Here is a 13,553-nt window from a genome sequence, read left to right on the forward strand (position 1 = left end):
CTTCGCGCCTGCGGCGCTCAGGGGTAAGGGGTATATGGTGGATGGCTGGCGTAGCCAGCCATCCACCATATACCCCTTACCCCTGAAGGCTAGCGTAGCGAGTGGAGAATGTGTGTTGGCTCGCTCAAAATCTGTGAACTTCCTCTCCTATGTCTCACCTCAAGGCAAATTGTGATGTGTATCATACTCAACCATTCATTCTCCGGGTATGCTTCTTGACAAGAGAGACAAGAGAAACCTGTCAACAAGATCTCTCGCAACATCTGCTGTTTAATGAATAAGTTTAAATGTGCCGATATAAAAAATAAAAAGTATATGTGAGAAAACGGCTATGAAAAAGATGATCATGACGACCCTCCTGCTGATCGTAGGGCTTGGCGCCTGGGCCTCCTATATAATCACCTATCCCAACTCTGCGCATAGGGCCTCGGCGCAGGCTGCGGCAACCACTCCGACACCAACGCCTATCAAAGATGAGACGAAGCCTATTCCGCCCGCGGTGAAAGCGAGCGTCTTCTCTCAGGGAAGCGATGCGGTCAACGAAATCGCATTGACCTTTGACGATGGTCCGAGCGCGGCCTATACCGCGCAGGTGCTCGATATTCTGCAAAAATATGGGGTCAAAGCCACCTTTTTCTGTATTGGCCAGCAGGTGCAGGCGACTCCAGACCTGGTAAATCAGGAGTTGCAGAACGGTAACGTGGTGGGAAATCACACCTGGAGCCATCCCGACCTCACAACCCTATCCGCGCAGGATATATATACGCAATTGCATATGACCTCTGACGCGATAAAGAGCGCTACTGGTACCTCGCCAGTACTGTTCCGCCCTCCCTATGGGGCCATTAATGACACAGTAAAGCAGCAGGCCAATGCGTTGCATATGACACCAGTGTTGTGGTCCATTGATACCGAGGACTGGCAAATGCCGGGCGTGGATGCGATTGTGAACACTGCATTGAATAATGCTGGCAATGGGAGCATCATCCTTATGCATGATGGCGGTGGAGACCGCTCGCAGACCATCGCGGCTCTCCCTCGCATTATCACCGGCCTGCAACAGCGCGGCTTTAAGCTCGTCACGGTCCCAGAACTCATGGCGGACGCCAACTAGAAAAGAGTAGCCATTTTCTCTAAGAGTAAGGGGTGTGTGCGTGGAAAATTGGGCTTTGCCCAATTTTCCACGCACACACCCCTTACTCTTACAAGCTCGCGTAGCGAGCCGAAGCAGATGCCACCTGACAATCACTCGATTGGCATGGCGATAGGAGTTTTTGGTATAATTCTTAGCTGAACAACTAGCAGGCTGCCTGGCGCCTTGTCGCTATTCTCCCTGTACCGACACTGGCACATTGCCGATAGAATGTGTGTATACTCTTATACTTGGGGGCAGATATCTATTGGTGGAAGATTAGTAGGGAAGGTGTTTGTAGGCTATATCCGGTGGAATATATCGTGTCAAGACGTTTTATGAGGTGAAGGCAGCTGCCCTATATATTCAAAACTGACAGTGCTTCTTTGATGTGAAGATAAAGAAGTATCTATAAAAGCAGAGGGACAAAGAGGACATATAAATGCGTGAAATCACCATTTTCAGTGGAAGTGCTCATGTCGAGCTGGCTCGTGAAATTTGTCATCATCTAGAGGTGCCGCTATCGCCAACGACGATTCGGCGTTTTGGTAATGACTGTTTGCATGTCCAGCTGAACGCGAACTGCCGTGAAAGCGATGTATTTTTGATCCAGCCTCTTGTGCCACCGGTGCAGGATCATCTGATGGAACTACTGCTGATGCTTGACGCGGCGCGTGGTGCGTCCGCGGCTCGCACAACGGCTGTTATCCCGTATTATGCCTATGCGCGCTCCGACAAGAAGGATGCCTCGCGTATCTCTATTGCTGGCCGCCTGGTTGCGGACCTGCTGGCGACTGCTGGCGCCAACCGGGTGCTGGTCATGACGCTGCATGCGTCCCAGGTACATGGCTTCTTTAGCGTACCAACAGATCACCTCAATGCTTTGAATGTCCTGGCCCAGCACTTCCGCAATCGCGACCTGAGCAATACGGTAGTCGTTTCGCCCGACCTGGGCAACGCCAAGGCGGCCTCGCATTTCGCGCGCCTGTTGAAGGTGCCTGTCGCAGCCGGTAGTAAACGCCGCGTCGATGACAACAAGGTGATTATTGATACCATCGTGGGCGATGTCGAGGGACGAGACGTGATTGTTATCGACGACGAGATCGCCAATGGTGGTACGATTATCGAGATTCTGGATCGCCTGCGCGAGCGCAATGTACGCCGTATCTCGGTCGCCTGTACGCATGGTGTCTTTAGCGGCAAGGCTATCGAGCGCCTGGGGAGCCAGGAGGATATCGATGAGATCGTCGCGACCAACACCGTGCCCATTCCCGAGGAGAAGTATCTCCCCAACATGACCGTCATCTCCATGGCACCCCTGCTATCGGAGACCATCCGCCGCATCCACAATGGCGAATCGGTCAGCAGCCTCTTCGCCGACGCATAGTTATATGTAGGGGGCGTGGTAGAGATAGACCTGCGGTCTATCTCTACCACGCCCCCTCTCTTACATCGGATAGTGCTTTTGTGATATACTCAGCTTATGCGCAAGCGTCGATATGGTTTTTGTGTGTTTGCGCCCCACTCTAGACAGAAAGGAGGCACGCCAGTGTATCAGGCGAAACAAATGTTTGCTCTGCCTATCGAGACCGGGCTGTGTGACTCCTACCTCTTCCTTCTCGCGCTATAGCGCCATTATGATGGTTGCACGGGAGCGGTATGTGTAAGTTCCTGGCCTGTCCCCCGATCAGGTTGATTACCTCTTTTTAACCGTATAAGTAATGTTGTGCTTGTGACACGGCATATACAGCAGCATGCTGTAAAAATTGAGAAGAATAGAACAGGAACACTGCAACATGAAAAATTTTGCGATTCAGAAAACAGACTATCTCCACGCGCAGGGGGCGCCGCTTTACTATGAGATCGCCGGGCCAGAGCAGCCCGTTAGCGATATTCCCATATTATTCATTCATGCTGGGGTCGCCGACTGCCGGATGTGGGATGAGCAGTTCGCGGCCTTCGCGCCTGACTACCAGCTTATTCGCTATGATATCCGTGGTTTTGGCAAGTCCGCTTACCCTGCCAAACGTTTTGCGAACCACGAGGATCCCTCGCTGCTGTTGGGCTATCTAAATATTACTAAAGCCCATGTGGTGGCGTGCTCCTATGGTGGAAAAGTTGCCATCGACTTCGCCCTGACCAATCCAGACTCAGTGGCCTCGCTGACCCTGGTCGCGCCAAGCGTGGGCGGCCTTAAGTCAGATGAGGAGGTTGAGCGTTTCTCTGAGCAAGAGGAGGCTCTGCTGGAGCAAGGCGATGTCGCAGGAGCGACCGAGCTGAATATGCGCATATGGGTGGATGGTCCCAGGCGCTTTCCTCAAGAGGTTGACTCCACTGTACGTCAGCGAGTGTACGAAATGCAGTACCAGGCCTTTGGCATCGAGATACCCGAGGGCGCGGATTTGATTAATCTTGACCCTCCCGCCTGCGAGCGCCTGAGCGAGATTATCACTCCAACACTGGCCATTGTGGGAGACCTGGATCTGCCTTCGCGCTTTGACATTGTCTCTCAGTTGACTGAGGCTATGCCAAACGTCCAGACGTTGACCCTGGAGGGTGGTGCGCACATGGTCACAATGGAACAGCCTCAAGCCTTTAACCAGGCTCTACGCGCTTTTCTTCAGACCGTGAAATAGTAGCTTATCTCCAGAAAATGCTGAAGGCGAGGTCCACGGACCTCGCCTTCAGCATTTTTTTCTCTTTTATGCCTGTACGGGTGTTTTCTCTTCTGGCTTCTGGGGTTCGCGCTCTTTAGCGGACTCAGCGGCGGCCTTCTTGAACTGCCGCTCGTCGCGCCAGTGCTTGAAGTCGAGCAGGGCGCGGTAGGCCTGGTAGACGATGGGATTGTAGATAAGGTCCTGCGTGGGGAAGAAGCGGATGGGATAGCCGCCGAAGCCACGCTTAAACTGGTAGACGCCCCACAGCTCCTGGCCCTCCTCAAGCACATCTGGAATGCCACGGAAATTGTAGTACTTCGCCCCTTTAGATTTGGCCCACTGCATGCTGGTCCATTGCAGCAGGTGATTGGGCATCAGGTTGCGTTGCTCGTTGGAGGAGGCACCATACATGTACCAGCTCCACTCGCCCAGGACGCTGATGATGGTGCCCGCGATGGGCTTGCCCTCGTACTCGGCCAGGAAGAGGGCCACGCGGTCTCCCTCTTTGTAGAGGTCAAGGTACTGGCGATAAAATTCCTTGCTGTTGATGAAGAAGCTATCGCGCTCGCTGGTGACCTCGTAGATGCTGTAGAACTTCTCCAGGTCCGCCTCGGTCTCGCCACGGCGGACGGTAATGCCTTTGCGACCAGCCAGGCGAATGTTGTAGCGCCACTTCTCCTTCATACCGGAGAGAATGCCCTTTTCATCGGGGCTGATGTCGAGCACCCACTCATGGCGGATATGCATATGATGGGGATTGGTGCGAAAACCGAAACGTTGCATGGCGGTCTGCCATTCGCGGTTATCTGTATCCACACTTGGCTCGACCTTGAGCATGAAGGCACCACGCTTGCGTGCCTCGGCTCGCACAAAGTTGAGCAGGACGGTCATCGCGGGTGACTGGGGATCAGTGATGACGGGACCGCGTGGGGAGTAGAGATAGACCTGTCTGATCACGGGCGCGCGTGATACGAGTACCATCATCCCTGCGCATAACTTGCCCGAGTCATCAAGCACGCCAACACGCAAGACTTCCTGTACCCCGAGCAAGGGGAGTTCTCCCCACTCATAGGATTGAGTGATGTTGCAGCAGGGGGACGAGGCAATAAAGTCGTTCCACTGCTGGCGATCTGTAATGATGCGGGCTTCCATGGGTCATTATATCCTTTTATATTCTAACGGATCCAACATGCCTTCTCGCGCCTGCGGCGCTCATATGTTATGTATGTTGTGTGGTAGGGTGGGGCTTTGCCTCGCCCTACCACACAACATACATAACAGAAAGATGAGCTTGCGAGTCTTTACTTATGATACAGGAGAACTGGTTTCCTCTGGGGTGTCGGCGATGGGAGAGCTGCCTGCTTCTTGCGGCTTCTTTCCATTCTTGCCTGCCTGCTGTTTCTGCTTTGCCTTCGCGGGTTGAGGCTGCTCTTTGGGCGTTGCTGGAATCTGTTCCGCTGGTTTGGCCTCTTCGTCCTTGCGCTGAGCCTGGCCCCGGGCGGAGCGCTCTAGCTCGACCTTCTGGCGTTCCTGGTGACGTTTGGCGCGACGGTACTCGACTAACCTGCTCCAGAGCGTATAGATCAGTGGGCGGTAGACGTAGTCCTGCGTTGGCATGTTCAGGCGCGAGAAGCCGCCAAAGCCTTTCTTATATTCATAGACGCCCCACATCTCTTCGCCCGGCTCAAGTATCTCGGGAATGGTGCGGAAGTCAAAATAGCTGCACCCACGCGCCTGCGCCCACTGGAAGCAGGTATATTGCAGGAGATAGGCTGGCTTCAGGTTGCGCTTCTCGTTGGAGGTCGCACCAAACATATCCCAGCACCAATCGCCAAAGCGGATAAGCATCTTGGCCGCGATAGCCGTACCCTCGTGTTCAGCGATATAGAGCACCGCGTCGCCCTTGCTAGCGAAGTGGCGATAGATCTCCTTGTGGTAGTCCAGGCTATGGATAAAGAAGGCATCGCGCTCGCTAGTAACCTTGAGAAGCTCATAGTAGGCCTCAAAGTCGGCGTCGCTACTGGCTTCACGGATAATCACACCTTTACGGCCCGCGGCGCGCACATTCTGACGCCAGGTCATTTTAAAGTTGGCCAGCAACTCCTCGGCGCTCGGACGAATATCCAGCACCCAGCTCCGGCGACCATGGACTGCGATGGGGTTGGTGCGGAAGCCAATCTTGCTATAGGCGGCCAGCCAGGTGTGTTCATTGGGATCGTCGTCGGCGATATTGGGTTCGATGCGCAGGATGACCGCGCGCTCTTTACGGGCGACTTTGTGGGCATGCTCGATGAGCGCGGATAGTGCGGGTGAATCGGGACTCTCTACCGTGGGGCCGCGCGCACTGTAGAGCCAGCTAAGTTTAAGACCGGGAATACGCGCGGGCAGGGGAACGGGATTGACCGTGAGCAGCATGACTCCGGTCAAACGCCCATCCTCCAGGGCACCCAGGCGATAGATGCGGCCACCAAGGTATTTATTTAGCTCACCCCACTCATAGGACTGCAAGAGGTGTCCACGAGGCTGGCTGGTGAGAAAATTATTCCATTGTTCCCGGTCATTGATTTCCTGGATGGTAAGAGTCATAGTTTTTCCTATGAAGAATAGTGGGACCAACAGTTTTACAGCAGATGCGAGCAGGTTGAGTTCGTGTTGCTATATGTAGACACGGGCAGTTGAGTTTGTGCTCTGAGACGGCGCTGCTAACCCCCATTCGGGGGCAAGCGCACGCGTCTACATATAATGGTACGGTATCGTGCTCACTATTGAGCGTCTTCCTGTTCGTACTTCTCCAGAAACTCGCTTCTCAGCAGGCTATATACACGCACATCGTGGTACTTGCCGAAGCGGAAGATGACCTGGCGCATCGTGCCCTCGTGCTTGAAGCCAGCCTTCTCGTCCGCGCGCCAGCCACCAATGTTCTCCTCCATATCCTGTGTCTGGATACGGTTCAGGTTGAGTTCGAGGAAGCCATAGCGCAGCATCATTTTGGTGCCCTCGGTGCCATAACCCTTGCCCCAGGCCGAGCGATCCAGAATGATGTAGAACTCCGCGGACTGGTTCAGAGTATTGATATCTTTTAGTCCGACCAGGCCGATCAAGCTGTTATCACTTTTGAGGGCCACGCCAAAGATAATATGCCCAAAGGTTTTGTAGAGGTTCTCGATGCGCTCTTTGGCCCGTGCATCACTGGTGGGATAGATAGAGAACCAGCGGCGCACATCGGCGTCGTTGAGCCAGGTAGAGTAGAGGTGATTATCCTGAGCAGGCTCCAGTGGCCTGAGATAGAGTCGTTCGCCAATGACGAATGGATTCTGCATTCGTGAGAGTTCGTCTGCCATTTTTTTATCTACTAGGCCTGCGGAGACCCCTGTGCGTGAGCCAGGAGAGGAAGCAGGCCCTCCTTTCTTGGGAGAGAGGGGAGGACCCTCCCCTGCTGATATTGATAGCCATCACATCGATGCACCGTACGACAAAAGCGGGCTGCGATGCCCTGGATCGTGCCCTTGGGGGTAGAGAGATCAAAATAGCCGTTGTTGCGCACGGCCACTTTGCCCACATATGTTCCTCTTTTTGTCCCAGAGGTGACAATCGCTTTGACCATATCGCCTGTCTGAAACCCTCGCACGCGCTTGGCTTGTTTGGGACCCGTTCGCGGAAACCCATGACGACTCATCCGGCACATTTGCCGTGATCCATGCCCTGTCGCGGTTATCAGCAGTGGCACGGTTTCTTTGTAGGCAAGGATCTCAGGCGTACTCTGGCCCACACAGGCTGCATCGAGCCAGTGCGTTTTGGGGAGACCTCTCTTCGTCCGATTATACTTGGTCAAGCCTCCACTTCCACACTCAACAGGCATACCCGTGGCTTTGAGCCGTTCATACAATGCCCAGCGCGTCGCATTCACTGCGCTGGCATCCTTGAGAGGACGCTTGACCTGGGCTAGAATCCGCTTGAGCACCTCAGGCTTCTTGGCGAGAAACACCCGAATATCTTGTGTCCCTTTAGCTCGATTACAGGGTTCACAGGCCAACGTCAAGTTGCTCTCGCGGTTGGTCCCATCCTTGGCTTGTGCTTGAATATGCTCGATTTGCAAGGGAACACCCCGTGTGCCACAATAGGCACAGGTGCGCTCCCATTTTTCCAGCAAATACTCCCTAATCTCGTAGTCTTGCAGTATCCCTTGCTGGTATTCAATCCCGCTTATCCCTGGGTTCTCTATCCATTGTACATCAAACTTCACGAGCTCCATACTCAGAGCTGCAATGGGAGCGTAACGACACAAACGAACCACCCAGGTCAGGATAGTGGCTAGACGACTTTCCAAGGATGGGGGCAACCATCCCGGCTTTCGTCTGCGGTTGAGAAAGCGTGGCTTGCGATAGCGCGTCTTGTGTTGGCGACGACTTCGACGCACTACACGACGACGATCCAAGCTGGCTTTAATAGCCTGCCCACGATGTGCAAGTTCAGCGGCAAAGACCACCTTGCCAGTGGCATCATTGACCAGAGCGATGCCCGTAGTTTTGCTCCCAGGATCGAGCTTGAGGCGCAAGGGCTGCACTTCTGGCTGCTCAATCACCCGCTTGAGAATAATGGTGAACGGATAGATTCTATACACAGAGGCTTTCCCCTGTCTGAGCAGGAGCCTGGCCCGTGCTGGATGGACGGGATTTAAGGGCTTATAATCACTATCGATGACACATGCGTTGCTCAAGTTGAGCCTCCTGTTTCCAGGGTAATGGTTGCCTCGTCAAGGTTATGGAACGGTTTCTTGCACAGCACACGGGCTTCACCCTCTACACCTATTTAATGCTGTACCGGAGCGGTTGGAGCTGGCATGCACCCCAACGTCCCTATGTATTCGTTCCTAACGGAGTCCCTCTTCCGAAGAGTCAGGATAAAGACTGGTCAGGTTCAGGCTTGCTTGCACAAGCCTCTGCCGAAAGACAGGGGTCCCTGATCCTCCAAAACATACTGCTTCGAGGGCAGTATAGCATAGGGGCGGAAATCGGTGCAATTAAACAGGCAGATATATAGCTCTTTTGAGTTAGGAATAGAGGGGAATGAGGATGAGGTAGGTTGGTAGCCGAAGGCTACCAACCTACCTCATCCTCATTCCCCTCTATTCCTTGAAATTACCCGCGATTGGAGTAGCGTAGGGCGCGGCCCCCGATTAAGGGAATTCTAAAGCGGGTGCCAAAGAGGGCACTGATAATCGCGATGACGCCCAGAATGATAAATGCCAGAAAGACCCAACCAGTAACTGTATGTAAAAATTCCAGGATCTTGATAACTAAATCACGAGCCTCATGATATCTCTCATAATAGAGACCCTGTTGAATCCAGTTATCGAGCAGCGAGAGCACGATTAGGATGACGTAGAGCTGGAAGCCTTGTACGACGTGGAAACGTGGCAAGGCCTTGCTGCGCTCGGTAAAGAAATAATATATCCAGGCGGCAATGCAAACAAAAGGCACATAGGCCAGTGCGGCCAGGCCCCGGCCCTCTGAGGGAACGGGCCGCATGTTGGCCCCTGGCGCGGGCTGCTGGTAGGCTTGCTGCTGCTGAGGTGTGGTAGCGTAAGGCTCGTGGGCCTTCGGAGGTGCGGGCTGGCGGCGCTCGGTTGGCCCTGGCGCGGAATAGGTCTCCTGCGGAGCGGGCCTGTAGCCTCTATCAGGTGTCTGGGGATAGGCGTTGTCGTTTCTGCGTATGTTACCAGGTTGATTATTTGGGCTGCTTGCGTAGCCAGGTCTATAGCTCCCAGCCTGATTGTTGTGGTCACCTGTCTGCAAGGGGCGGCGTGCCTCAAGTTCGTTCTCTCGCTGAGGCGCGGCCGGTGGCATATAGGCATTACGTGCCTGGGGCTGTTGGTGTTGATTATTCTGGTCGAAGGCGTTATAGGCAGATACAGGCCCCGAATGTGGATTGAATGCATCGTTATATGGTGGCGTGAGCTGCGGACGAGGTGGCGTAGCCAGCGGCGTGTTTTGACCAGCCTGAAGCGCGGTCCCCTGCTCATAGCGCAGGCCAGCGAGGCCTGGCTCACTGCTATTTATGGCTGGGGCGGCTTGCAGACGCGCATTAGGATTCTTGAGCGCCTCCATGAAGGTACGGACATCCGCGAAGCGCTGCGTGCGCTCCTTGCCCAGTGCGCGAAATATGACGTTTTCAACATATTCAGGAACGGCGGGATTTAGTTCACGTAGGCGCTGCGGATATTGCTGCATCTGCATCTGCATGACGACGTAGTTAGTCGTGCCCGCGAAGGCTTTGCGGCCCGAGAGCAGTTCGTAGGCGATACAGGCCAGGGCATACTGGTCGGTCTCAACGCTTACCATGCCTGTGAATTGCTCGGGCGCCATGTAGGTGGGCGTGCCGATCTCGCGTGTCTGCTTGACCGTCGCCGAGGTAAGAACTGTTGAGATGCCAAAGTCGGCCAGCAGGGCCTCATCTCTAGCGTTAAAGAGAATATTCTCTGGCTTCAAGTCACGGTGAATGACATGCTGGTCGTGTGCATGCTGAAGACCAGCCGCGATCTGTGCAAGGATTGCCAGTGTTGTCTCCAGGCTCAGGGGGTTGCCGTTCTGACGCGCAATGCGCTCGCGTAACGTGCCATTGGGGGCATATTCAGCGATGATATAAGGCTGCTCATTCTCAATGCCGACATCATAGATGGGGAGAATGTGAGGATGTTTGAGCCGCTCCAGGATTTGGGCCTCGCGAATAAAGCCTTCGCGTTCCTGTGGCTCTGAGAGATACACGCCCTGCAATAGCTTAATAACAGCGCGCCGCTCGGTGAGGTATTCATGTTGCGCGAGATAGACGCTACCGAAGCCTCCACGTGCTATCTCTTTCTCGATACGATAGTTGCCAAACTTTCGACCTGAAAGGGCGTAGGGTTCTTGCGCCATCGAAGATACCACCTGCTTTTCGGCTAGAGAGACTATAAAGACCATGCTATACCAGCTAAGGCATACAGAAGTGACTATAGCATGCACATACAGACGTGTCAATTAGCGAGATCACAATTTCTATCCCCTCTTGCCAAATAAGCGTACGTGGTGTAAGGTGAGAAGTATAAAATGCATCTCTGCTAAGAAGTGGTGATTGTGTGCAGAGTGTGTCATGGCGTTATGTTGGGTGGTTAGTGATGGGAGCGTTTGTATGACGATTAGTACTCCTCCGCCTGCGCGAGAAACCTCTCGCGCAACTCCTCAGAAGCAAGATGTTGCTGGCTTGCCTCCGCGAGCAGGAGCCAGCCGACCCGGGCGCCTGGTGAAGGCGATCCTACGTGTGCCCTTGAAGTGGTGCTACTACGCTTTGCGTTTCTGCCAGCGCTACCGGTTGTTTGTGGGCCTGGCGCTGCTCCTGCTTATCGCCAGTGTGGTAGCCACAGTAAGGCTTACGACCCAGGAGTGGCCCTTGGGAATTGGTAACGATCCCTTTCATATACAGACGCAGCCCAGAGATGGGCGCGATGCCAGCGCCCAGATTAAAGGCTGGCTCTACGCATTGCGTAAGGGCGATGCGACGGCCTTGCAACTCAGCAGCGCCACGCTCTCCTCGCCTACGGATGCCAGCACGCTCTCGCAGTATATCGAGAGTCTGAGCGCGACCGATACGCGGCAGTGGGGCGAGATCATGGTCTTAAGCGTGCAGCCCCGAGAGGATACCTCGCTTGATTATTTTATCTCGGTCGAGATCATCACGAGTGGACCCGAGGGGAAGCATAAGGCGCTGGCCTATTTCTATTTTGTGATGGCCCCGGGGCAGGGCGGCGAGCGTCTCCTGCGCGCCGATTACCTGTTTATGCGCGCGATGAGCTAAATAGCGCATTGGTACATTGTAGGGTCCATGCTGGCATGGACTCTTTCCGCTGAGGGTGCAGATCTTGTGGGGACAAGTCCATGCCAGCATGGACCCTACACGCAGGTGGTATGGGAAGTTGGAAAGGGAGAGCGATAACGTGTTAGCAAAGGATAGACGGAAAGTGGCTGAGCGTAAACTGGAGAGTGACCTGGACAGGTCGATTGATGTGGGGCTAGACCAATTTGGACGCTTTGTAAAGTATCGCTGGCTCTGGCTGGCACTGGCGACCCTGGTCGGTTGGTATTTTCTGACCACCGTTCTGCCGCAATTGACGCCGCCCAGCCCTGGCTCGATCTTGCTCTATGCCCTCCAGATTATGTTTGCCATCTTTTATGTCCTCATACAATTTGTGGCTATTTTCTGGTTTATGGGGCGGCCACGTCTCTACTGGGTGATGCCGGGCGAGACCGGACTAGGCTTTAAGGACTATAAAGGCAATCCCGATGTCCTGGAGGAGGCACGGCGCATCGTGCGTATTCTGACTGGTATTAAGGCCTACCAGGAGATGGGCGGGCAGCCTGTGCGTGGTCTCCTGCTTTCGGGACCACCCGGAACGGGCAAAAGCTACCTGGCCCAGTGTATCAGTACCGAAGCTGGCGTCCCATTTGCCTATGCCAGTGCGGCCAGTTTTCGTGGCATGTTCTGGGGCATGGATGTGCTGATGGTCAAGAACCTCTACCGCAAGGCGCGGCGCTATGCGCGCGAGTATGGCGCCTGCGTTATCTTTATTGACGAGTTCGATGCTATTGGTATGTCGCGTACGGGCGGCGGTGAGCAGAATGGCCAGTCGCGGAATATGGGCATGGGTGGTATGGGTGGCATGTTTGGTGGTGGCAATGGTGGTCTGAATGAACTCTTGATGCAGATGGACCCGCCTCCCATTGATAATGGCTGGATCAAGAAGGTCTTGCGTGTGTTGGGGCTCTTCCAGGGGCGTGCCCAGGTCGAACCTGTGCTTACCATTGGCGCGACCAACGTGCCGCAGGCGCTGGACGCCGCCCTTCTGCGCCCGGGACGCTTCGATCGTCAGATTCGCGTGCTACCGCCCACGGATAGATATCGCGGCGAGGTCATCGAATATTATCTCAACAAGGTGAGCCATGATCCCGCCATCTCTCTGCCTGCGCTGGTACAGCGTATGTTTGAGTATACGCCAGTCGCGATCAAGCATATCATCAATGAGGCTGTGATTCTGGCCCACTTCGATGGTCGCGATCTGGTCACATATAAAGATATCGCCGCCGCTCAGGATAAGCATGAGTTTGGCATCCGCCAGTTGAGCGACCTGACGCCCATTGAACGGCGTCGCCTGGCGTATCACGAGGCCGGGCATACCGTTGCCTGCTACTACTTGATGGAGCGTGAGTTTCCCTCGTATGTGACCCTGCATCGTCATGATGGTGAACAGGGGGCCGAGGCCTTCGCCGCCTGGCGCAATAAAGAGACGGTCAAGACGCGTAACAAGCAGGAGGTGCTGGCGCTGTTGCAGGTCTACCTGGCCTCGCGTGCAGCCGAGGAGCTTTTTCTGGATATGAACCTGGACGGGGTAAGCGGAGACTTGTCTCAGGCCACAACGCTGGCGGGCCTCTATGTTGGCGCCTATGGCATGGATGGGACCTTTCTCTCGCGCCTGAACAGTTTGGAAATCGCTGTTCCTCGCCTGGCGGAGCGTGTTGAGGAGGTGTTGCAGCAGCAATATCGCGAGGTTTTGCAGCTGTTCCGTGAGCACAGCGAGGCTGTGATTGCGCTCGCCGAGGCCCTCAGCGAGCGCGATGAACTCCTTGCCGATGAAATCAAGACCATTATCGATGAGGCCGACGCAAGCCAGGTCCTGGCCGAGGTCACTGGCGCCCTGCAGACTATATAAATCAGATGGTGAGGCCTAGACTGGC

The 13,553-nt window shown here is 54.7% G+C and carries 10 protein-coding genes; 5 read left to right on the plus strand and 5 right to left on the minus strand.

The features are described 5' to 3' along the window. The first annotated feature begins 331 nt into the window (after window positions 1-331). The 3 genes from JMJ04_RS11300 (at window position 332) to JMJ04_RS11310 (ending at window position 3,768) form a co-directional block, all read left to right on the plus strand. Complete coding sequence (locus JMJ04_RS11300) at window positions 332-1,114, plus strand: polysaccharide deacetylase family protein (RefSeq protein WP_236037989.1); 783 nt, start codon at window positions 332-334, stop codon at window positions 1,112-1,114. A gap of 460 nt (window positions 1,115-1,574) precedes the next feature. Further along, window positions 1,575-2,519 carry a ribose-phosphate diphosphokinase gene (locus tag JMJ04_RS11305; RefSeq protein ID WP_201370590.1) on the plus strand — a complete coding sequence of 315 codons (945 nt, stop codon included), beginning with the start codon at window positions 1,575-1,577 and terminating at the stop codon, window positions 2,517-2,519. 409 nt (window positions 2,520-2,928) lie between these two features. Beyond that, entirely contained in the window at window positions 2,929-3,768 is an 840-nt protein-coding gene (locus JMJ04_RS11310) for an alpha/beta fold hydrolase (RefSeq protein WP_201370591.1), read from the plus strand. A 66-nt stretch (window positions 3,769-3,834) separates the two neighbouring features. On the opposite strand, the gene JMJ04_RS11315 is transcribed toward JMJ04_RS11310, so the two are convergent. The 5 genes from JMJ04_RS11315 to JMJ04_RS11335 form a co-directional block, all read right to left on the minus strand. Continuing rightward, entirely contained in the window at window positions 3,835-4,941 is a 1,107-nt protein-coding gene (locus JMJ04_RS11315; RefSeq protein ID WP_201370592.1) for a lipid II:glycine glycyltransferase FemX, read from the minus strand. A gap of 153 nt (window positions 4,942-5,094) precedes the next feature. After that, window positions 5,095-6,375, minus strand: a complete 1,281-nt coding sequence (locus tag JMJ04_RS11320; RefSeq protein ID WP_201370593.1) for a peptidoglycan bridge formation glycyltransferase FemA/FemB family protein — start codon at window positions 6,373-6,375, stop codon at window positions 5,095-5,097. 176 nt (window positions 6,376-6,551) lie between these two features. Beyond that, window positions 6,552-7,109, minus strand: coding sequence for a GNAT family N-acetyltransferase (locus tag JMJ04_RS11325; protein WP_040443642.1), 558 nt, complete (start codon window positions 7,107-7,109; stop codon window positions 6,552-6,554). 32 nt (window positions 7,110-7,141) lie between these two features. After that, entirely contained in the window at window positions 7,142-8,506 is a 1,365-nt protein-coding gene (gene iscB / locus JMJ04_RS11330) for an RNA-guided endonuclease IscB (RefSeq protein ID WP_201370594.1), read from the minus strand. Between the two features lie 421 nt (window positions 8,507-8,927). After that, window positions 8,928-10,703, minus strand: coding sequence for a serine/threonine protein kinase (locus JMJ04_RS11335; protein ID WP_201370595.1), 1,776 nt, complete (start codon window positions 10,701-10,703; stop codon window positions 8,928-8,930). Between the two features lie 253 nt (window positions 10,704-10,956). Here JMJ04_RS11335 and JMJ04_RS11340 point away from each other — a divergent pair, with 253 nt between their 5' ends. Continuing rightward, window positions 10,957-11,619: a hypothetical protein gene (locus JMJ04_RS11340; protein ID WP_201370596.1), complete on the plus strand. Its 663-nt coding sequence runs from the start codon at window positions 10,957-10,959 to the stop codon at window positions 11,617-11,619. Between the two features lie 163 nt (window positions 11,620-11,782). Beyond that, a complete protein-coding gene (locus JMJ04_RS11345; protein WP_201370597.1) occupies window positions 11,783-13,528 on the plus strand; it encodes an AAA family ATPase in 1,746 nt (581 codons plus the stop codon). The last annotated feature ends 25 nt before the right edge of the window (window positions 13,529-13,553 follow it).

It is taken from the genome of Ktedonobacter robiniae, assembly GCF_016587375.1.
In the GTDB taxonomy this organism is placed as follows: Bacteria; Chloroflexota; Ktedonobacteria; order Ktedonobacterales; family Ktedonobacteraceae; genus Ktedonobacter; species Ktedonobacter robiniae.

Coding starts and splice junctions, on each gene's coding strand:
- JMJ04_RS11310 (WP_201370591.1), top strand. CDS start 2,929: ATGAAAAATTTTGCGATTCAGAAAACAGACTATCTCCACGCGCAGGGG.
- JMJ04_RS11300 (WP_236037989.1), top strand. CDS start 332: ATGAAAAAGATGATCATGACGACCCTCCTGCTGATCGTAGGGCTTGGC.
- JMJ04_RS11305 (WP_201370590.1), top strand. CDS start 1,575: ATGCGTGAAATCACCATTTTCAGTGGAAGTGCTCATGTCGAGCTGGCT.
- JMJ04_RS11340 (WP_201370596.1), top strand. CDS start 10,957: ATGACGATTAGTACTCCTCCGCCTGCGCGAGAAACCTCTCGCGCAACT.
- JMJ04_RS11320 (WP_201370593.1), bottom strand. CDS start 6,375: ATGACTCTTACCATCCAGGAAATCAATGACCGGGAACAATGGAATAAT.
- JMJ04_RS11325 (WP_040443642.1), bottom strand. CDS start 7,109: ATGCAGAATCCATTCGTCATTGGCGAACGACTCTATCTCAGGCCACTG.
- JMJ04_RS11315 (WP_201370592.1), bottom strand. CDS start 4,941: ATGGAAGCCCGCATCATTACAGATCGCCAGCAGTGGAACGACTTTATT.
- JMJ04_RS11335 (WP_201370595.1), bottom strand. CDS start 10,703: ATGGCGCAAGAACCCTACGCCCTTTCAGGTCGAAAGTTTGGCAACTAT.